We start from the raw sequence: 18,600 nt of genomic DNA, 5'->3' as shown, positions 1-18,600 counted from the left end.
TCCGCCGACGCTACCTGGTGGCCACCGTTGACGGGCCGAGCATGGAACCCACCCTGCGCTCCGGGGACATGCTGCTCGTCCGCAGGACGAGGCGGGTCCACGCGGGTCAGATCGTGGTCGTCCGGATCGACGATCCACCGCCCATCGACGGGCTGCCACCGGGTCTCGAACCGGGTGGCGAGGAGGCGTTGCCGGAGAAACCGGATCATCCCGGTTGGCGGTTGCTCGTGAAACGGGCGGTCGCGGTTGCCGGCGATCCCGTACCGAGACAGGGCTTTCCGGCCTTTCGCGACGTGCCCGAGACCGTCGTGCCGCGGCATGCCCTGGTCGTGCGGGGCGACAATTCGGACACCAGCTGGGACTCCCGGGACTTCGGCTTCGTGCGAGGCGAGGAGTTCGTCGGTGTGATGGTGCGCCGCCTGGCACCGCCTCGGAGCACCGGCGCGAACCCGAGGCCAACGCGATCAACTCCGCGCTCGGCGGCGCCGCCAAGTTCGTGATCGACACCAGCCGCAACGGCAGGGGATCGGCCGCGTGTCCATGGCGACTCAGCCAAGCGATCGATCTTCAGCCGGTTCCATGAGGGTCAGCACGCCCGCCGGCTTGAGCAGTCCGCCGAACTCCGGGTCGCCGTGCCGTACCTGGAGACGGTAGTCGCGCGCCAGCAGCGACGTCAGCGCCATGAGCTGGATCTTGGCAAGCGGGGAGCCTGGACAGCCGCGCGGGCCCGCGCCGAACGGGAGGTAGCGGCCGCGTTTGGGCGTCTGGTGCCAGCGTTGCGGTGAGAACGCCTCCGGGTCGTCCCACCAGCGGGGGTCGCGGTGGATGAGGTAGGTGCAGACCATCACCTGCTGGCCGGTGTCCAGGGCGTACGGCCCGAGCCGAGTGGGTCGCAACGCCGTACGGCTGAGCATCCACTGGGGCGGATGCAGGCGCAGCACCTCGCGCAGGAAGCCGTCGGCGAGCGGGAGGGCGCGCGCGCCGACGGCCTGGCCGATCGAGAGGGGCCCGGCCGCCTCGTCGGCGATCTGCGCTGCGAGTTCCGGGTGCTCGGCCAGCCGGAGGGTGAGCCAGGAGGAGGCGGCGCCGGGGACACCGGGCGCGGTGAAGACCACCAGGCGCACCGCCGCCGCGACGTCGGCGTCGTTGTCGCTGATGCGGAGCAGCTCGTCGAGCAGGTCGCGCGAGTGGGGCGGCGGGGTGGCAGCGCGGCGGCCGGCGATCTCCTCCTTGATCAGGGCGCGCAGGGCCTCGTTGGCCCGGATGGCCTTCTTGGCGGCCGGGCGCGGGAGCCAGCGGACGCGGACCTCGCCGATCTCCAGGATCTTCAGGATTCCGTAGAAGGCCGCGAGGGAGGCCTCCGCGATCTCGGTGACGCGGGAGTCTCGGGTGCCGCCGCCGAAGCAGAACCAGGCCGTGGCCGTGCCGCAGATCGCGGTGGTGGCGGTGAACAGGTCGGTGGAGCGGCCCGCGTGGGCGCGGAGCTGGTCGCTCAGCTCGGCCACCTGGCGGTCGATGCGCTCCGGAGTGAGATGGTTGACCATCGCGCGGCTGGCCAGTCGGCGGCGGCGCATCAAGACAGGTAGGCGGGCCTCCTGCGCGGCTCGCGCCCGGCGGCTGACCACGATCGCGTTGTCGAGCATGTACGTGTCGTTGGTCTGGGTGAAGATCTGCTGGGCGGCATCAGGGTCGAGGACGACGACGGCGTGGGGTGCCAGGCGGATGATGTCGCCGTAGTCCGCCTGGTTGGTACGCAGCCAGGACATGCGGTCGCGCTCGTAGGCGGGGAGTTGGCCGACCAGCCACCGTCCGCGAGGGCCTGGGATTCCGGTCTCGGTCATACCAACCTCGGGGGGAGCGTGGGTGGGGCGGCGCGCGGCCGCCCCTGGGGACGTCAGTCGTTACTGCACTCCACGTGGGCATAGACGCCGTTGGCACGAGCACGACCCAGCCGTCCCACCAAGATCCGGAAATAGCGTCGCATGATGCACCTCCTTCACTCTTGGATCACGTTTTGACCTTAAGTCATCTTTTTTGGCTACAAAAGGTCCAGACGGGAAAGATCACTCGTCAGCGGATCCCGAGTAGGTGCTAGACGTGGGCGATGATCTCCAGCACGAACGGCGCGGCGACGACGAGCACGGCGATGACGATCAGCAGCGCGATCACGTTGCCGACGAAGCCCGACCGGCCGGAGCGGCGCGCCAGCCGCGCCGAGTCCTGAGTGGATTGGCGCGCCCACTGGGCCGCCCTGGCCGCGTTCTGGTTGGCGTTCTGCTGGCTCTGCCACGATGAGAAGTTCGGGTTGGTCATGACGATCTTTCCTTTCGTATCGTATGGATCAGGCCGGGCCGTCCCGCGACCTCCGTGCCGGGATGCGTGTCCGGATCGCGCCGGCGAGCAGAGCGGCGCCGAGGGGCCCGGCACCCAGGAGGTAGGGGGCTCCCGGATCGCCGGTGAGCGGGCCGAGCAGAGCGGCGAACGCGATGGCCGCTCCAGCCGCCGGCCGGACCAGTGCGGCGCGGGCGAGCCCGTACGCCAGCAACGCGATGCCGGCGGCGGCGGCATAGGCCAAGGCGAGCCGCGGGACCGGCTGCGCCGCGACCCACCGCCCGCCGGCGACCCGCAGCGTCGCCTCGACCATCCAGGCCGAGGCGACCACCCCGAGCAGGGCCAGGGCGACGGCGGCCCGCCCACGTCCGGCGTGCCGCGCGACGTCGCGGTACACCGTCGCGGTCGCCGCCACCCCGGCCCATGCTCCGGCCCCCCACATCACCTCGGCGGGTGCGGTCAGGGTCGCGGCGAGGCAGAGCATCGCCGAGGCCAGCAGCCCCAGCCCGCCGAGCGCCCGTGCTCTCATGTTCGTCGTCAGGGCGGGCGGTGCGGGCTCAGCAGTGCTTGCTCAGCGACATGTGCTTGATGAGCGGGAACAGGCCGGGGTCGAACTCCGCCTCGGTGTCCTTGATCTGCCACCGGTACGGCTCGGTGTGGCTGGGCATGTTCATGACGAACTTCGTCAGGTTCGTGGGGTTGGAGCGGGTGTGTCGCAGCCAGCCGAGCACGGCGCCGTTCTCGTCCTTGATCTTCGCCCACATCAGCCAGGCGTCGTCGTCATCACTGCTGGTGACCGTGCCGTCGAAGGAGGCCTTGCCGGTGGAGGTCAAGGTCCATCGGGCGCCCGAGAACATCGTGCAGTCGCCCGCCCGCATCGTTCCGAAGTAGAAGGTCTTGGTGGCCAGGGCGGTGGTGCCCTGCGCGTGGGCGGTTGCGGAGGTGGCGAAGGTCAGCCCCGCGATCAGGGCCGCGGTGGTCGATATGGCGCCCAGCATCCTTTGGCTCCCGCGCATGGGATCGTCCTTTCCTTGAAGGTGGCTCGTCGATCAGTCACCCTCAGGGTGGGCGGCGCCGCGTCCCGTCGTCATGGGTCCCGGGTCCCGGTCGATCCGGGAGGTTTTCCCGGGCGAAAGGGGCTTTCAGTGGGATTCGGGCGCTCCGCCGAGTCCCGCCTCGCGGGCCCGCACGATCGCCGCGGGCCGGTCGGCCAGCTGCAACTTGGTCAGCACGTTCGAGACGTGGTTGCGCACGGTCTTGCCGCTCACGCCGAGGCGCCGCGCGATCGCCATGTTGTCCAGGCCCCGCGCGACCAGCCCGAGCACCTCGTGTTCCCGCTCGGTGAGCTGCGGGAACGGGGAGGCCACGACGGCCTTGGAGAAGTGCGCGAGCAGCCGCGTCGCCACGCCGGCGCCGAAGACCGCCTCGCCGCGGGCGACCGCGCGGACCGTGGCCGTGATCTCCTCGGGGCCGGCGCCCTTGAGCGCGTAGCCGTGGGCGCCGGCCCGCAGGGCGGCAAGGACGTTCTCGTCGTCGTCGTACATCGTCAGGATCAGCGCACGCGTGGGCAGAGCGGCGGCCCGCATCCGGGAGGTGACCGTGAGCCCGTCGCCGCCGGGCATGTTGACGTCGAGCACCGCGACGTCGGGCCGGTGCTCGATCGCCGAGCGCAGTGCTTGCTCGCCGGTCGCGGCGACCGCGAGCACCGTCATGTCCTCCTCGGAGTCGAGCAGGGCCCGCAGGCCCGACGCGAACACGGGGTGGTCGTCGGCAAGGATCAGCCGGATCATCGTGCCCTCCCAGACTCGCCCAGATCCGCCGGCAGGAAGGCGCGCACACAGGTGCCCCCCTCGGGCAGGGAGCATATCGACCATTGCCCGCCGACCTCGGCGGCCCGCTCCCGCATGGAACGCAGCCCCACCCCGGGCGCCCGCGCAGGATCGAGCCCGCAGCCGTCGTCGCGTACCGTCACCTCGACGCCGCCGGCCGCCAGCGCGATCTCGGCGGTGCAGCCGGTCGCGCCGCTGTGCCGGACCGCGTTGGTGATCGCCTCGACGGCGATCCGGTAGGCCGCCGTCTCGACCGCGGCGGGCAGCGGCGGCAGGCCCTCCTCGCCGATGACCTCGATCGGCATCGCCCCCGCCAGGCTCGCCGCTCGGGAGCGTACCGCCGCGACGATGCCCAGCTCGTCCAGCGCGGGCGGGCGCAGCGCCTCGACCAGGCGCCGGATGTCGGTCAGCGACGCGCTCGCCTCCGCGGATATCTCGCCGAGCAGGGAACGCGCCGCCGAGTCACCCGGTACGGCGCGGGCCGCCAGCGCGGCCTTGAGCCCGATCGCGGCCAGCGTCGGTCCCAGCCCGTCGTGCAGGTCGCGGCGCAGCCGGCGGCGTTCGTCCTCCCGCGAGGCCACCACCTCGGCGCGGGAGCGGGCCAGGTCGTCGTGCAGCCGTACCGCCTGCACCGCGCTTCCCACCTGCTGGGCCAGCGAGGCGATCAGGCTGAGGTCGATGGGATCGAGCGGGTCGTCCGAGCCGCGCGCCGAGACGAGCAGGAGCCCGACGAGCGTCCCGTGGTAGCGCAGCGGCTCGGCGTGCACCTGGCCCGCCGCGACGCCGTGCCGGGCCGCCGGGTGGCGTTCGCCCGCGCCGTCCACCAGGTCGATCGCCACGTACGGCACGCGTAACGACCGGGCCACGGTCTCCACGATCGCCGGTAGCATCTCGGCGGGCAGCAGCACCGCCTGCAGCCGTGTCCCGAGGCGGGTCAGCGCCCCCTCCGGGTCGTGGCGGTCGCCGTACATCACCCGGTTGACGGTGCTCTGCGCAGCGTTGCGCAGCGGCGCCAGCGCGAGCGCCGCACTGGCCGCGGCGAGCGCGGCGGCCACGGTGCCCGACAGCCGCAGCACGCTGACCAGGATCGCGACCACGGCCGCGTACCCGGCGACCAGGATCGCGACCACGGTGGCGTAGACCAGCGAGCGGTTGGCCAGCCTCTCGACGTTGAACAGGCGGTGGCGGCGCAGCGCGACCCCGATCCCGGCCACGAACGGCAGTCCGGACAGGCCGAGCGCGCCCCACGGCAGCGGCTGCGTTCCGGTGATCAGTTCCGGCAGGTGCCAGCCCGCGATGCCGAGTACGGCCGTGGTCGCGCCGCCGCCCAGCATCCAGCGCGTCCGCCCGCGCATCAGCGGATCCGGGTTGCCGCGATAGCTGATCGCGCCCCAGACCGTCCCGGCCACCAGCGCCAGCGCCACCACCGCCGTCTGACCGCTGTGCAGCAGGCCGAGCCACCGCAGCGTGTCAGGCGCCATCAGCGCCGCGACCCCGCTCCACACGGCCATCGCGGCCAGGGGCGCGGCGTACGCGACGGCGATCGTCTTCCGGGTGCGGGGCGACAGAGGCTGGCGAGCCGTGAACGCGAGCACGAAGGCCAGGAACGCTCCCCAGCCGATGGAGTACGACACGATCGCGTTGATGTGGAACAGCCAGAGCTGAGGGCCGCCGGTGGCCAGCGCGAGTACGGGCAGTCCGACGGCGACGGTGAGCGTGCTGCCCAGCAGCCCGGCCGCAAGCACGAGCAGCGGGGCCGTCGCGGGCGCCTCGGGCCGCCGCAGGTACAGCGCGGCCGCCAGCCCCGCCAGCGCCAGGACGAACACGAGATTGCCCCAGCCCTGCACGAGCAGCGGGTACGGATAGGGCCGATCGACGCGCACCGCCACGACCGCGTCCTCACCGGCCACGCCGTACGGGACGCTCGCGCCCGGGCCAGGACGAGCGACGGCGCCGAGCCCGTCGGCCAGGCGCCGGCCCGCGACGGCGATCACCAGGTCCCCGGTCCGCAGCCCAGGCCCCGAGGGCGCGGCCGGCACGTCCACCACGACGCCGTCGAGCCGCCACGTCGACCAGCCCAGCCGCACGATGCTGCCGTCGGACGGGGCGTCCAGCGAGACGGCGGTCGCGACGACGCCCAGCACCACCAGGACGATCGCGACCCCGGCCGGAACCCTGCGCGAGCGTCGCACCGAAGCCCACCAGGACAGCCACGCGGACACACCCCCATCCTCACCGACAACCGGCCGCGAAACCACCGGCCCGCCGGACAGGACCGTCCTGAGCCAATGGCGGCCGGCCGACCGGTGGGTCAAAAGTCGAGTCGGGCGCTGGAAGAAGTACCGGCCCCGCCCTCAGATACCCGCCGCCACCGCGGCGCCCAGCCCCAGCAGGACGACGCCGGTGGTCACGCTGAGTCCCCGCAGGACGGTCGGCTGCGATACCAGGGCGCGCCCTCGGCTGACGGCCCAGGTGAGCAACGTGTACCAGGAGGCGCTGACGAGCGCCCACAGGGCTCCCAGGGCGACGGTCGACAGGAACACCGGGCCATTCGGGGTCACGAACTGGGGCAGCACCGAGACGGCGAACACGCCCGCCTTGGGGTTGCCGAGGTTGGTGATCAGGCCGGTGAGATATCCGCCCGCGAAGCCGGTGCGGCGCCCGCCCTCGAAGACCGGGGGAGTGGAGACGGTGGTGAGCGCGGTCCGTAGCGTGTTCACCCCGAGGATCATCAGCACGATGCCGCCCGCGATCCGGAGCACCGCGTACGCGGTGGGGCTGGCCAGCAGGACGGCGGACAGCCCGGCCGCGGCGGCCGTGGACCACAGCAGGAAGCCGGTGGCGTTGCCCGCGAGCGTGCCTCGGACCGTACGTTGCCCGCCTTCCAGAACCTGCCGGATCATCAGGGCTTGACTCGCGCCTGGCAGCATCGCCAGCAGCAAGGTGGTGGCGATGAAAACGGGCACATGCGTGGGCATGGGAAAGAACCCCTTCCGGGGATTGCGGCCGATGGGTGTCCCACGAGTCTTCCTCTCCCATACTCGTAAGAGAAGTTAAAAGAGAAGGGTGCAGCGTTAGGATTAGTGAATGCTGGTGGATCCGGGACAGCTGCGGCTTCTCGCGTTGATCGAGCGGCACGGCTCCTTGACGGCGGCGGCTCACGCGCTCCAACTCACACCCGCGGCGGTCACCCAGCAGGTGGCCAAGGCCGAGCGCGACTGGCAGGTGCCCCTGGTCATCCGTGGTCCTCGCGGAGCAACGCTCACCGCGGCCGGTGCGCTGCTCGCCTCCCACGGTCGAACCGTGCAGGAGGCATCGGACAAGGCCGAGGCGCAACTGGCCGCACTGCTCGGCCACCTCTCGCTCCGTCTGCGGATCGGCACGTTCCAGGCGGCTGCCCTGCATCTGCTGCCACCCGCCCTGACGGCCCTGCGGCACCGCCATCCGGACGCCGACGTCTCGGTCGTGGACGTGGTGTCCGGACGCGGAGCGGAGGAGATCAGCGCGGGGCGCCTGGACCTCGCCATCGTCGCGTCCTGGGGCACACCGCTCACGCCGCCCCCACACCTACGGGCCCACTCGCTGCTGTTGGACCCGATGGTCGTGGTTCTCCCCGATGACCACCCACTGGCCACCGGGCAGCCCGCGGACACCGAACTTCGCCTGGAACAACTGCGCGACGAATCGTGGGTTTCCATCCTGGCCGGCCATGCCGCCCGCGAACAGTTCCACGACGCCGCCCGCGAGGCCGGTTTCACTCCCACCGTGCGGTTCGAGACCGAGTCCTACGACGTCGCCCAGGCCCTCGTCGGCACAGGCATCGCCGTGGCCCTGGTCTCGCGCCTGGCCCTGACCCATGCGCCTGGCACCACCCATCGCGAACTGGCCCACCCCAGTCCCTACCGCCAGCTCTACGCCGTGACCAGAACCGACGCCGGCCTCACACCACTCGTGGACATGCTCATCGACCTCCTCCGTGATGTCGCCCGCGACATCACCGCCACCTGGGAGGCTCCCCTGCCATCGAACTCACCGCACGGAGCCTGAAAGCCCCCGGGTTCTGAATCGACACAGCCTGGTCCGGAGCGGCCGGTCCCGCTCCGACCGACCATCGACGCCGCCAGCTGGCTCGGCGTCGGCGTTTCACCCTGCCCGTAGCTACGCGAGCGCAGGGCCTATCGCCGCGGGAGGCGGGAGAGAGCCAGGGCGCTGTACCTGGAAAGCCTGAAAGAGATAGGCCAGCAGGCGCCGGGAGGCCGCGAGGGCGGCGTCTCTCGGTTGCCCGGTGAGGCCGCTGTTCGCCAGGAGTAGGAGGGTGATATCGGCGAGGTCGAAGTCGTCGCGCAGCTGTCCGGTCTCGCGGGCACGCTGGACCAGCCGCGCCAGAGCCTCTTCGGCACAGTCGCGTTCGTGATCGTGATCAAGGGCGTCGGGGAACTGATCCCAGAAGACGAAGGCGAAGCCGCGGTCGGTCACCTGCGTGGTGCACACCTTCTCCAGGAGTGTGTACAGGCCGTGCCCGGGATCAGGGTCGGCGAGGGCCTCGTCGAAGGCTGCCGCGCACACGGCGAGCTGCTCGGCGAAGGCGGCCGTGGCCAGCACGGTGCGGGTGGGGAAGCGGCGGTAGAGGGTTGCCACGCCGACGCCGGCGCGGCGGGCGACGGCGCTCATAGGGGCGTCAACACCCTGGGCCGCGAACACCTCGCGGGCGGCTTGGAGGATGCGTTCCCGGTTGCGCCGGGCATCGGCGCGCAGGCCCACCGGGTCCGCACCGCCGGGCACATCGCCGACGTGGCCGGACGGCTTGTGAGATGGCTGAGCAGGCAATGTCTCTCACTTCAAGCTAAATGGACGATGTCATCCACTTACGGGTTTAGCGTGAGCGTACCAGCGGGCGCACCCAGCGCCTCCGCGGCTTCGAAATGCGACACAGGACAAGATCATGAGCGACATGCGCGCAGCCCTCTTCGACCGATTCGGCCCCCCGGAGGTCCTCTATGTGGGCAAGCGGCCGACGCCGACCCCCGCGCCCGAGGAGGTGCTGGTGCGGGTGCACGCCGCCAGCGTCAACGGCGGCGAGCTGCTCGACCGGGCCGGGAGAACGCGCCTGGTAACCGGCCGCAACTTCCCCAAGACGAGCGGAATCGACTTCGCCGGGGAGGTCACCGAAGTCGGTTCGTCGGTCACCGGAGTACGTGAAGGGGATCGGGTGTGGGGGCTACTGGGGCGCAAGACGGGCAGCATGGCCGAGCACGTCGCCGTGCGCCCCCGCCAGATCGCCCCCGCTCCGCAGAACCTCACCCCGGTGCAGGCCATCTCACTGCTCGCCGGCGGGGCCACGGCGGTCACCGCCCTGCGCGACAAGGCCGCCATCAAACCCGGTGAGCGACTACTGGTACGCGGGGGCAGCGGAGGCGTGGGCAGCGTCGTGGTGCAGATCGGCAAGCTCTTCGGCGCCCACGTCGTCGCTCTCGCGGGCGCCAAGAACCTCGACTTCGTCCGCGGCCTGGGCGCCGACGAAGCACTCGACTACCGCACGACCCGCCTGTCTGAGCTGGGCCGCTTCGACGTCATCGTCGACACCGCCGGCACGCAGCAGTCCCGCTTGCGCCGCCTGCTGGCGCCCGGCGGGCGCATGGTCGCCATCACCCTCGACTTCAACAGGCCTCTGGCCGGCCTCGCCTCCATCCTCGCCTCCACCATCCACGGGAGCGGACGCATCCGCGTCTTCAGCGGCAACCCCGACACCGAGCTGCTGGCCCAGATCACCCGTTACGCCGAGCACGGCGACATCGTCCCTGTCGTGGACACCGTCCACCCTCTGGACCGGCTCGCCGATGCCCACCGGGCCCTGGAAGCCGGTGGAGTCCGCGGCAAGCACGTCATCCAGATCAGGTGAGGGGGCGAACACTCACGCAGGATACGTTGTCCATGACCTCCACGCGGCCGCGCAAGCTCCGGAAGGATGCGGCGGAGAACACTGAGCGGCTGATCGCCGGAGTCGGGATCGCTCACACGCTGATCATCCGAGGTCGAGGGAGTACCAGCCGTAGTGTGCGATGTGGCCGTTGTGCAGCAGCGCGGGATGGCCGTGAGGCAGGGGTTCCCCGGGAAGTGGCGGGATGGTGATCACCGACCAGTCCAAAGATCCATCAGCCGCCCGGACCAGTGGTTCCAGGCTCGCGTGGCTCAGCCGCTCACCCGAGGCGTACACCGACAGATGGTAGGCGCCGAGACCGGCGATCTCGGCGAACCAGTGATCGCATGCCCACTGCAGTTCTTCGGCGTCACTGACGACGAGCTGTTCACGGCATCCGGCCGTGCCGCTCCAGTACTCCCCTTGGACCAAGTAGTGGCTGAAGGGAGCCACCGGAAAGGGCACGCCCTCGAAAGCGGCCAACCCGCTGCGAGCGCCCGGATGCGCGGGGTCCGCTCGCAACACCTGCGCGTAGAGCCGCTGCGCCTCTTTTCGCATCCGTTCGCAGTTCCTCCTGGCCAGGTTGCCCTCCTCGTCCTCACCCTCCTCGTCGCAATCCTCCTCGTCGTCGAGCCCATAGGCGTAGGCGAGGGCATCGGCGTCACCGGTAAGGCGGGCGGCCAGCAAGACGGCAGCCTCGTGATCCTCAGGGCGCCCTTCCAGCGCGACACGAAACCACCACACGCACGGCCACTCATCATCGGACTCCTCCATCTCGGCCGGGAGAAGACTCAGGAGTCTGCCGTATTCGCGCGCGGCCTCGTAGTCGCCCGCCTGGGCGGCGCCTCGGACACTTTCCAGGTGATGTTCAACAAGGGTCATGCCCCAGGACCTTAGGAGTTTTTGCCCGGATAAGGGGACTTATCCGGGCGCGGCACTCGGACCCAGTCGTTCAGCGGTCCCGGGTCACGAACCGGTAGTGCAGTCCGGTCGACGATTCCTGCCACGGCCCGACGGAGTCCGGCGAGCGCCCCGTGTCCGGCGCGTACGTGTCTCCTGCGAAGAACTCGCGAATCTCGGTGACCACGATCCGGTCCGCGAACGGCAGCGCCGCCCGGTACACGGCCGCGCCGCCGATCACCCACACGTCCCCGGCCGCCGTGGCGAGCGCCTGCTGCAGGTCGGGGAAGGTCTCCACGCCTTCCTGTGGCGTGCGTGACAGCACAAGATTGCGTCTGTTCGGCAGCGGCCGGAAGCGCGGCGGCAGCGACTCCCAGGTACGGCGGCCCATGAGCACGGTCGCGCCCGCGGTCAGGGAGCGGAAGTGCTTCAGGTCTTCCGGCAGGTGCCAGGGCAGCGTGCCGTCGCGGCCGATCACGCCGTTGGCCGACTGCGCCCAGATGAGCCCGATCACACCGCCACCGGCGCCTTGATGCCAGGGTGCGGATCATAGCCGTTCAGCGTGAAGTGCTCGTAGGTGTAGTCGAACAGGCTGTCGGCCGGCTTCAGGCTCAAGGTCGGGAACGGCCGCGCGTGGCGTGCGAGTTGGGTGTGGACCTGGTCCTGGTGGTTGTCGTAGATGTGGCAGTCGCCTCCGGTCCAGATGAAATCACCGACGCCGAGGCCCACCTGCTCGGCGATCATGTGCGTCAGCAGTGCGTAGCTGGCGATGTTGAACGGCACGCCGAGGAACAGGTCCGCGCTGCGCTGGTACAGCTGGCAGGACAGTTCGCCGTCGGAGACGTAGAACTGGAAGAAGGCGTGGCATGGCGGCAGCGCCATCCGCTGGATGTCGGCGACGTTCCACGCGGACACGATGATCCGCCGAGAGTCGGGGTTCTCGCGGAGCGTGCGCAGCACTTCGCTGATCTGGTCGATGTGCCCCCCGTCCGGGGTCGGCCATGACCGCCACTGCACACCGTAGACCGGGCCGAGATCACCGTCCGGCGCCGCCCACTCGTCCCAGATCGTGACGCCGTTCTCCCGCAGCCAGGCGACGTTCGCGTCGCCGCGCAGGAACCACAGCAATTCGTACGCGATCGAGCGGAAATGGACCTTCTTTGTGGTGATCAGTGGGAAGCCGTCCGACAGCCGGTAGCGCAACTGGTGACCGAAGATCGACCGCGTGCCCGTCCCGGTACGGTCCTCCTTGCGGGCGCCCGTGTCGAGCACGAGGCGGAGCAGGTCTTCATATTGCGTATCCGACATGCGGCAAGTCTAGAAGCACGGTTCCTGCGGGCCGGCCAGCAGCGCCCGGTGGCGATGCCGCGACCCCGGGGCCCGCGAGCACAACGCGAATGAAAAGTACGCCGCGAAACGCGGACGGATCGGGTTGGCGTGACTGGTCGTCCCAGAGGTACCGGTCGGGTGTTTCATATGCGAGGGCCTATGAAACAGAGACGACGCCGGCTTGCTGTGTTGGGCGACCCGGGGCGCTTGTGCCAGGGCTGACCGGTCAGGACGTGGGGTCGGACCGCGCCGCGGAACCATGGATGATCTGTTCCAGACAGTCGCGGAACAGATCATCGACGCTGTGGCCAGCCTGGAAATACTCTGTCACGCCGGCCATCACGGTGGGGTACGCCGTGGCGTACGCGGCCATGTCGAAGCCGTCCAGGGCGTCCGCGTCGGGGCGGCCGGCCTGTTCCTCCAGGACGTAGCCGACGGTGAAGCGCAACACCGTCAATACGATCAGGCGAGCCTGCCGCAGGGGAATGCCCCGCCCGACCAGTGCGCTCATTGCCAGTTCGGAGATGGCGGCCATCTTGAGGGACAGCTGGGAGGCCGCGATGATCCGGGCTCCGTCCGGGTGGGCCAGCAGCGCGCGGCGCAGCCGCTCGGCCAGGCCGATCAGCCAGTCCGCCCAGCGCTCCTCCGGCGCGGGCGACGCCGGCTCGGGGAACTGCTGCTCGAGAATCGCCTCGGCGATCGCGGTGACCAGCGCCGCCTTGTTCGGGATGTGCCAGTAAAGGGTCGGCGACTGTACGCCGAGCCGGGCGGCCAGTTTGCGCGTGGTCACGCCGTCGAGACCCTCTGCGTCCAGTAGCGCGACGGCCTCGGTGACGATCCGCTGCTTGTCCAAAGCCAATTCCGGCACCTCCCTTCCGGAGTCTATCAGTGATAGAGTGCCCTATCAGTGATAGAGACTCGCGCGCCAGAGGAGGCGACGATGAGACACCAGCACTCGCTCCGCGACCTGCTGCACCGGGCGACCCATCGCATTCCGGGGATTCCCGCGCACACCGAGCGGCCGGCCGGGCACCAGGGCCAGGCCCGCCACGGCCATGGGTGGCGGCACTCGCTCACGCACCACCGTTCGCACGACCACGGGTTCAACCACTTCTCGGCCCGGCCGCCTCGTGTCCTGGTGGCGTGGCAGATGCGGATCGCTCGCTTGTTCGGGCAGGAGCTGGGATGAAGGCAGCGGTGCTCCACGAGGTCGGCGGCATCCCGCGCTATGAGGACTTCCCCGATCCGGTGGCCGACGACGGCGAGGTGATCATCGATGTCAAGGCGGTCGCCGTCGAGAACGTCGACAAGGCGATCGCGGCCGGTACGCACTACGCCGGCGAGAAGTACATCGGCCGGCTTCCGATGATCCCTGCCTTCGACGGCATCGGCGCTCTCCCGGACGGCACGCTCGTCGGGTTCGGCAACATCCGCCCGCCCTACGGCGCGCTCGCCGAGAAGGCCGTGGTGCCCCAGGGCTCCTACATGCCGATCCCCGACGGCATCGACCCGGCCGTGGTGGCGGTGATGGCCTCGGCCGTCACCGCCATGTCGATGAAGACGGCCGCGGGGTTCGTTCCCGGGGAGACGGTGCTGGTGCAGGGCGCCACCGGGGTCGCCGGGCGGCTCGCGGTCAAGGTGGCCCGGCTGCTGGGCGCCGGCCGCATCGTGGCCACCGGCCGCGACGACGACCAGTTGCGCGAGGTACAGGCCATCGGGGCCGACACGGTGATCAACACCGCGGTCTCCGACGAGGCGCTGGCGCAGGCGTACCTCGACGCCAGGGGGGACGGCTACGACGTCGTCATGGACTACCTGTGGGGCAGGCCCAGCGAGATCCTGCTGCGCGCGCTGGTGCCGCGGTCGTTCGCGTTCGCCAAGCCGACCCGGGTGGTCCAGATCGGCGAGTCGGTCGACACCGAGCTCGCCCTCGCCGGGTCGAGCCTGCGCACCTCCGGCGTGGAGATCTACGGCGCGGCCAAGGGACTCGACCCGCGGACCATGGACGAGGTGTACCAGCAGGTCGTGACGTGGACGCGGTCCGGCGAGCTCACCTTCGACGTGGAGAAGGTCCCGCTGAGCGACATCGCGACCGCTTGGCAGCGAACCGACCTCAAAGGCAGGCGACTCGTCGTGATGCCATGACCGGCCCGCGCCCACGACACTAGGGGTGGTTCACGAATTGGGCAGAAACGGGCTGCGGGCAGCGCGGTAGTTGCTGGTCAGCGTCGTTGGCGTGAGCGGGGCGGTGACAGGACCAAGTGGCCCTGGCCGTGGTTCTGGAGTAGGACGCCAAGCCGCCCAGCTAGCTCGGCCGTCGCGCCAGGGTGCAGGACCAGCGGCCGTCGTGCCAGCCGCAGGTCTGCTCGTAGCCGGAGCGGAACGACCCGAGCCAGGGGATGTCGTCCTCGTAGCGCGTGGGCGGCGGTGTCGGTGCGAAGTTGGCCGCGTCGTCAATGCTGCCGCTCCCGTCGTAGCGTGCGACGGCCGGATAGGGGTAGACCGGCCGGGTCCGTACGACGGTGTCGTCCTGGCGCTTCGTGGCGACGAGCCGGTCAGGTGCGACGCCGTTCTCGACCCAGGCGAGGGCGGGGGTGAGCGCGTCGAACGCGTCCGGTCCCTGACCGTCACCGCAGTGGGCGACGCCCGGCAGCATGAACAGGCGGGCGAACCGCTGCGTGGCGTCCGTCCCGCCCATGCGCTCGGTGAGGGCGTGGTAGTAGGCGATCGTCCCGTACGGCGAGATCGCCTGGTCTGCCCAGCCGTGCCAGAGGAGGAGCTTCCCGCCCGCGGCGCGGAAGGCCGTCAGGTCGGGATCGCTCGCGTCGTAGACGCCGGCCTGCTGGTTGATTTCGCGGAACGTCGCCGAGTCGTAGCGCAGGTCGCGCAGTGTCGCCGACGGCCGGGCAGAGGGGTAGGCGAGGTACTTCAGCGCGTTCGTCGCGTTGCCCTCGGCCACGGCCGGGGCGCCGGTGGCGGTCGGGGTGACCCAGCGGGCCCAGTTCGCTTCCGAGCCCACGGGCTCGCCCCCCGGGTACATCCGCCGGCCCCGCTCGTCGCGTGGCCCGTCGTACAGCTTGCGTACGGCATCGATCTGCGCGTCGGTGAGGCAGTCCGCGCTGTCGGTTCCTGTCGCGCAGCGCAGGCTCCGCGGATCGAAGGCGCAGGCACGCGGGTCGTCGATCTGGCCGTCGGCCAGGCCGTCCCGTGCGTCGCACTCGCGCATGACGGCGGCGTGCAGCGCGGGAAGCTTGGCGGCGGTCATGATGGGCCGGCCCCGCGCGTCGGTGTTGGCCGTGGCGTGCCAGCCCGCGGACCACACGATGAGCGACGTGAGCAACGACGCCGGGGCGCCGGCGATGATGCCGTCGAAGTCACGCGGGTAGCGCTGCGCCTCGGTCATCCCCTCGTGGCCGCCCTGCGAGCAGCCGTCGAAGTAGGAGTAGCGCGGGCCTTGCCCGTAGTAGAGCGCGATGAGCCGCTTGGCGACGAGCGCGACGACGTGGTCGGAGCGGTAGCCGAAGTCGACCCGGAGCTGCGGATCGGCACCGAACGTGCCGTCGAAGCCGGAGACGCCGACGTGCCCCCCGTTGCCGGTGGCTATGACGAAGTCGCCGCGGGTCAGCGGCACGCACCCGTCCGTCGCGTCGGCGTAGATGTCGACGCTCCCGCAGAACGCCCCGCACCCGGTCTGCAGATACCGCTGCCGCCACGTCTCGGTGGGAAGGAGCACGTCGAACTGGATCTGCGGCGCCGCGGTTCCCTTGACTTCGCAGGCCGCCCAGCCGACCGGCGAGGTCGTCGCGGTCGCGGACCCGATGACCGCCGGAGCGCCGGGCGTGCCCGACAGGTCCTGCCCGGCGAGGGCCGCGCAGTCGATCTTCGGCAGCACCACGGGAGGGCCGGAGGACGAACCGGGCGCCTCGGCGGCCACCCCGGCCACGGCCGTACGGGCCGCGGCCTGGCCACCGCCGGCCATCACGAGGACGGCGAGGACGGCGAGCACAACCGGTAGCGCCCGGACTCCAACGGTGCGGCCGGCGCGGCCCGGCGTCCGACCCCGTACACAAGCGAGCAGTTCTCGTGTCATCGCCATACTTGATCGTGAAGGAAGGCGGGGATCGGCGGCAATGGCTTTTGGGCCCGCTCCAGGTCGAGGTCGGTCGACCCGCATCCTCCGCGAGCCTTTGATCATGCCGGAGAGATAGCCAAGTCAGCGACAGTCACCGCTCGGAAACGATCAAGAACCGCAATCGTGATCTCGGCCTTCGAGGAGGCTGAGTGCCGAAATTAGCGGTAGCGACCTGCGGATTCTTCGCCTGTTAGCGATCCGTGACGCCCCGGAACTCCTACAGCTCCGGCCAGCCGCCACTGTGTTGATCAGTGGGTACGGCGGGGGTGCCAGGACCACGGTGACCCTTGGCGGTAGGCGCCTAGCTTTCAGCGTTGGCGTCGCCGGGCCGCGGGGTCGTGCTCGGCGGTGACGCGGGCCGAGGTTTCCTCGCCGAGGCGGACGTAGCGGCCGAGGCTGGCCCTCGGAGATCGAGAAGAATCACCGCAGGAAGCACAGCCACCTGGCAGAGACCTCATGCCCCCTCGCCGCTCCGGGCCAAGCAAATGCCACATGTGACCGACGAAGGAGAGGCATGCGCCTACCACCCATCGCCCTGAGCGTCACGGTGCAGCCGAGGTAGGCAAGGGCGTCCTGCACCCGCAGACCTGTGACATGCTCCTGGGCCCGCCGTTCAACCGTGGCGCCTGCGCACGGCCGGCCAAGCCCGCGCAGATCGACGCGCTCAACGGCGACGAGGACATCGTCACCGTCGCGATCGGCGGCAACACCCTCGGATTTCGCCACCATCCTGGCCAAATGCCGGGAAATGGGGGTGGAGCCGGGAGATCCGCCGAGCCCGAGCCCGGGGTGCAGCGGCTACTACGAGAACGGGGAAGGCAGGCAATGGCTGGCGGACAAGTTCGCCACCGGAGCCCGCCCAGCGGGGGCTTCGCAGCTTTGCCCGTTCTGCCTGCGCATCGGCCGCGCTCCAGCGCGCCGACACGGGACTTTACCCTTTGTTACAAATGCTAGGCAGATTTTGACAGGAAGTTTTACGCAATATAACGAAGACGCGTCCCCGGCAGTCGATCACCATAGGGGAGGCAGCATGAACCCTCTTCTTCCTCTGGAGGCGCAGAAATGTCCACACGTCTTCGCACACTCGTTTTGTCCGTCGCCCTCGCGTTATCAGTCGTTCTTATGGGCAACCCGGCCTCCGCCGCTCCGGAAAGGCCGTCCGTTCCCCTCAAAGGCGGCGCCACCCAGTCGTTCACGATGACCCTCACGAGAAAGGCTGACACCCCGAAGGGCGGCAACGCGGCGGCGGACGTCATTTACTGCGGCGGTTATCTCAGCCTCCCGTACGTCAACAGCCTGTACAACGACGTACACACCGAGATCGAGGTGCAGTGCACCGCCGTCGTCGACTCGATCGACCTGTACCTCAACCTCTACAAGGACGGGTCCACCACCACGACCACCAAGCGCTACAACCCGGCCAACTACGGGATCCATTACTCCAGCGCGCCGTGCCAGGGCACCACGAACACGTACTTCGCCGGCGGCACCGCCGTGTTCACCAAGGCCGGCTACGCCGGGTCCCCACTGACCATGAACGGCACAACCCCCGAAGTCACCCTCGCCTGCTGAAAGGATCACGATGCGACGCGCCGTCATCGGAATGCTCCTGGCATTCTGCACCCTCGCCCTGTTCTCCCTCCCGGCGAAAGCGGAGCCGGAGCCGTCTTACCTCCAAAAGTCCAAGGTTTCCACCACATTACAGAAGCCGACCATCTCCGGAATCATGGAGGACGGCGTCTGCAATTGGTACGACCTGTGCGTCTGGGAAAATCAGAACCTGACCGGCCGCATGGCGGACTTCACGTACATGGATACGACCGGACACCCAGACTGGTCCGCCAGCACGGCAAACGGATTCATCGCCAACAATGACGAGTCCGCCATCAACGCGCACCTGTTCCTGAACGCTTACATCTGCACCAACACATACCAGTCCGGCCAGTGCGGGCAGCTCGTACCGGGCGGTTACGGGAACACCGCGCCCACGTTCGCGAACAATTCCGAATCGCACTACTGGAACTGACCCCGTTCCCGGCGGGGGGGGGGGCGGGGCCCCCGCCCCCCGGGTTTGTGGGAAAAACCCCGCCCGCCACCCCCGGCCCGGGGAAAACCCCCCCCAGACAACCACCAACTACGGCCCACGCCCCCCCCCCCACACA

Annotated in this window: 20 protein-coding genes; 7 read left to right on the top strand and 13 right to left on the bottom strand. The window is 70.0% G+C overall.

Annotated elements, in window-relative coordinates; genetic code table 11:
* The first annotated feature begins 41 nt into the window (after nt 1-41).
* On the top strand, nt 42-500 hold the full coding sequence (locus ACIBO2_RS32370) for a S26 family signal peptidase (RefSeq protein ID WP_358543941.1): 459 nt from the start codon (nt 42-44) through the stop codon (nt 498-500).
* Nucleotides 501-548: 48 nt separating this feature from the next.
* Here the strand turns inward: ACIBO2_RS32370 and ACIBO2_RS32365 are convergent, their stop codons facing one another.
* The 7 genes from ACIBO2_RS32365 to ACIBO2_RS32335 form a co-directional block, all read right to left on the bottom strand.
* Complete coding sequence (locus ACIBO2_RS32365) at nt 549-1,841, bottom strand: cytochrome P450 (RefSeq protein WP_397301740.1); 1,293 nt, start codon at nt 1,839-1,841, stop codon at nt 549-551.
* 250 nt (nt 1,842-2,091) lie between these two features.
* Nucleotides 2,092-2,313 carry a hypothetical protein gene (locus ACIBO2_RS32360; RefSeq protein ID WP_358543868.1) on the bottom strand — a complete coding sequence of 74 codons (222 nt, stop codon included), beginning with the start codon at nt 2,311-2,313 and terminating at the stop codon, nt 2,092-2,094.
* 28 nt (nt 2,314-2,341) lie between these two features.
* Entirely contained in the window at nt 2,342-2,860 is a 519-nt protein-coding gene (locus ACIBO2_RS32355) for a hypothetical protein (protein WP_358543871.1), read from the bottom strand.
* 28 nt (nt 2,861-2,888) lie between these two features.
* Nucleotides 2,889-3,347: a DUF6294 family protein gene (locus ACIBO2_RS32350; protein WP_358543874.1), complete on the bottom strand. Its 459-nt coding sequence runs from the start codon at nt 3,345-3,347 to the stop codon at nt 2,889-2,891.
* A 126-nt stretch (nt 3,348-3,473) separates the two neighbouring features.
* Nucleotides 3,474-4,121 (bottom strand): response regulator transcription factor, encoded by a 648-nt coding sequence (locus ACIBO2_RS32345; RefSeq protein WP_358543876.1) that lies wholly within the window; start codon nt 4,119-4,121, stop codon nt 3,474-3,476.
* Nucleotides 4,118-6,382 carry a GAF domain-containing sensor histidine kinase gene (locus ACIBO2_RS32340; protein ID WP_358543878.1) on the bottom strand — a complete coding sequence of 755 codons (2,265 nt, stop codon included), beginning with the start codon at nt 6,380-6,382 and terminating at the stop codon, nt 4,118-4,120. The genes ACIBO2_RS32345 and ACIBO2_RS32340 overlap by 4 nt, the downstream gene beginning before the upstream one ends.
* Nucleotides 6,383-6,514: 132 nt before the next feature.
* The gene (locus tag ACIBO2_RS32335) at nt 6,515-7,138 is read right to left on the bottom strand and encodes a LysE family translocator (RefSeq protein WP_358543881.1); all 624 of its coding nucleotides are present in this window, start codon (nt 7,136-7,138) and stop codon (nt 6,515-6,517) included.
* Nucleotides 7,139-7,247: 109 nt separating this feature from the next.
* Here ACIBO2_RS32335 and ACIBO2_RS32330 point away from each other — a divergent pair, with 109 nt between their 5' ends.
* Nucleotides 7,248-8,207: a LysR family transcriptional regulator gene (locus tag ACIBO2_RS32330; RefSeq protein ID WP_397301734.1), complete on the top strand. Its 960-nt coding sequence runs from the start codon at nt 7,248-7,250 to the stop codon at nt 8,205-8,207.
* Between the two features lie 111 nt (nt 8,208-8,318).
* Here ACIBO2_RS32330 and ACIBO2_RS32325 read toward each other — a convergent pair whose 3' ends face one another.
* Entirely contained in the window at nt 8,319-8,987 is a 669-nt protein-coding gene (locus ACIBO2_RS32325) for a TetR/AcrR family transcriptional regulator (protein ID WP_397301731.1), read from the bottom strand.
* 124 nt (nt 8,988-9,111) lie between these two features.
* Between ACIBO2_RS32325 and ACIBO2_RS32320 the strand changes: the two genes are divergently transcribed.
* Entirely contained in the window at nt 9,112-10,059 is a 948-nt protein-coding gene (locus tag ACIBO2_RS32320) for an NAD(P)-dependent alcohol dehydrogenase (RefSeq protein ID WP_397301729.1), read from the top strand.
* Between the two features lie 123 nt (nt 10,060-10,182).
* Here the strand turns inward: ACIBO2_RS32320 and ACIBO2_RS32315 are convergent, their stop codons facing one another.
* The 4 genes from ACIBO2_RS32315 to ACIBO2_RS32300 all read right to left on the bottom strand — a co-directional run bounded on the left by ACIBO2_RS32315 (nt 10,183) and on the right by ACIBO2_RS32300 (nt 13,174).
* Nucleotides 10,183-10,959 carry a hypothetical protein gene (locus ACIBO2_RS32315; protein WP_397301726.1) on the bottom strand — a complete coding sequence of 259 codons (777 nt, stop codon included), beginning with the start codon at nt 10,957-10,959 and terminating at the stop codon, nt 10,183-10,185.
* Nucleotides 10,960-11,029: 70 nt separating this feature from the next.
* The gene (locus tag ACIBO2_RS32310; RefSeq protein WP_358543894.1) at nt 11,030-11,491 is read right to left on the bottom strand and encodes a dihydrofolate reductase; all 462 of its coding nucleotides are present in this window, start codon (nt 11,489-11,491) and stop codon (nt 11,030-11,032) included.
* Nucleotides 11,488-12,285 (bottom strand): thymidylate synthase, encoded by a 798-nt coding sequence (locus ACIBO2_RS32305; RefSeq protein ID WP_358543897.1) that lies wholly within the window; start codon nt 12,283-12,285, stop codon nt 11,488-11,490. Before ACIBO2_RS32305 ends, ACIBO2_RS32310 begins: the two co-directional genes overlap by 4 nt.
* 247 nt (nt 12,286-12,532) lie before the next feature.
* Nucleotides 12,533-13,174, bottom strand: a complete 642-nt coding sequence (locus tag ACIBO2_RS32300; RefSeq protein ID WP_397301723.1) for a TetR/AcrR family transcriptional regulator C-terminal domain-containing protein — start codon at nt 13,172-13,174, stop codon at nt 12,533-12,535.
* A gap of 72 nt (nt 13,175-13,246) precedes the next feature.
* Between ACIBO2_RS32300 and ACIBO2_RS32295 the strand changes: the two genes are divergently transcribed.
* Complete coding sequence (locus tag ACIBO2_RS32295; protein ID WP_358543902.1) at nt 13,247-13,495, top strand: hypothetical protein; 249 nt, start codon at nt 13,247-13,249, stop codon at nt 13,493-13,495.
* Entirely contained in the window at nt 13,492-14,451 is a 960-nt protein-coding gene (locus ACIBO2_RS32290; protein WP_358543904.1) for a zinc-binding dehydrogenase, read from the top strand. The genes ACIBO2_RS32295 and ACIBO2_RS32290 overlap by 4 nt, the downstream gene beginning before the upstream one ends.
* A 160-nt stretch (nt 14,452-14,611) precedes the next feature.
* Here ACIBO2_RS32290 and ACIBO2_RS32285 read toward each other — a convergent pair whose 3' ends face one another.
* A complete protein-coding gene (locus ACIBO2_RS32285) occupies nt 14,612-16,312 on the bottom strand; it encodes a tannase/feruloyl esterase family alpha/beta hydrolase (RefSeq protein ID WP_358543907.1) in 1,701 nt (566 codons plus the stop codon).
* A 1,323-nt stretch (nt 16,313-17,635) separates the two neighbouring features.
* On the opposite strand from ACIBO2_RS32285, the gene ACIBO2_RS32280 reads away from it, so the two are divergent.
* Nucleotides 17,636-18,010 (top strand): hypothetical protein, encoded by a 375-nt coding sequence (locus tag ACIBO2_RS32280; protein WP_397301719.1) that lies wholly within the window; start codon nt 17,636-17,638, stop codon nt 18,008-18,010.
* A gap of 10 nt (nt 18,011-18,020) precedes the next feature.
* Nucleotides 18,021-18,464 carry a peptidase inhibitor family I36 protein gene (locus ACIBO2_RS32275; protein ID WP_397301716.1) on the top strand — a complete coding sequence of 148 codons (444 nt, stop codon included), beginning with the start codon at nt 18,021-18,023 and terminating at the stop codon, nt 18,462-18,464.
* Nucleotides 18,465-18,600: the final 136 nt, after the last annotated feature.

The sequence above is a fragment of the Nonomuraea sp. NPDC050022 genome, assembly GCF_044460705.1.
GTDB lineage: Bacteria > Actinomycetota > Actinomycetes > Streptosporangiales > Streptosporangiaceae > Nonomuraea.
The sequence above is the reverse complement of the archived record's forward strand: the minus strand, read 5'-3'. Positions and strand labels throughout refer to the sequence as shown.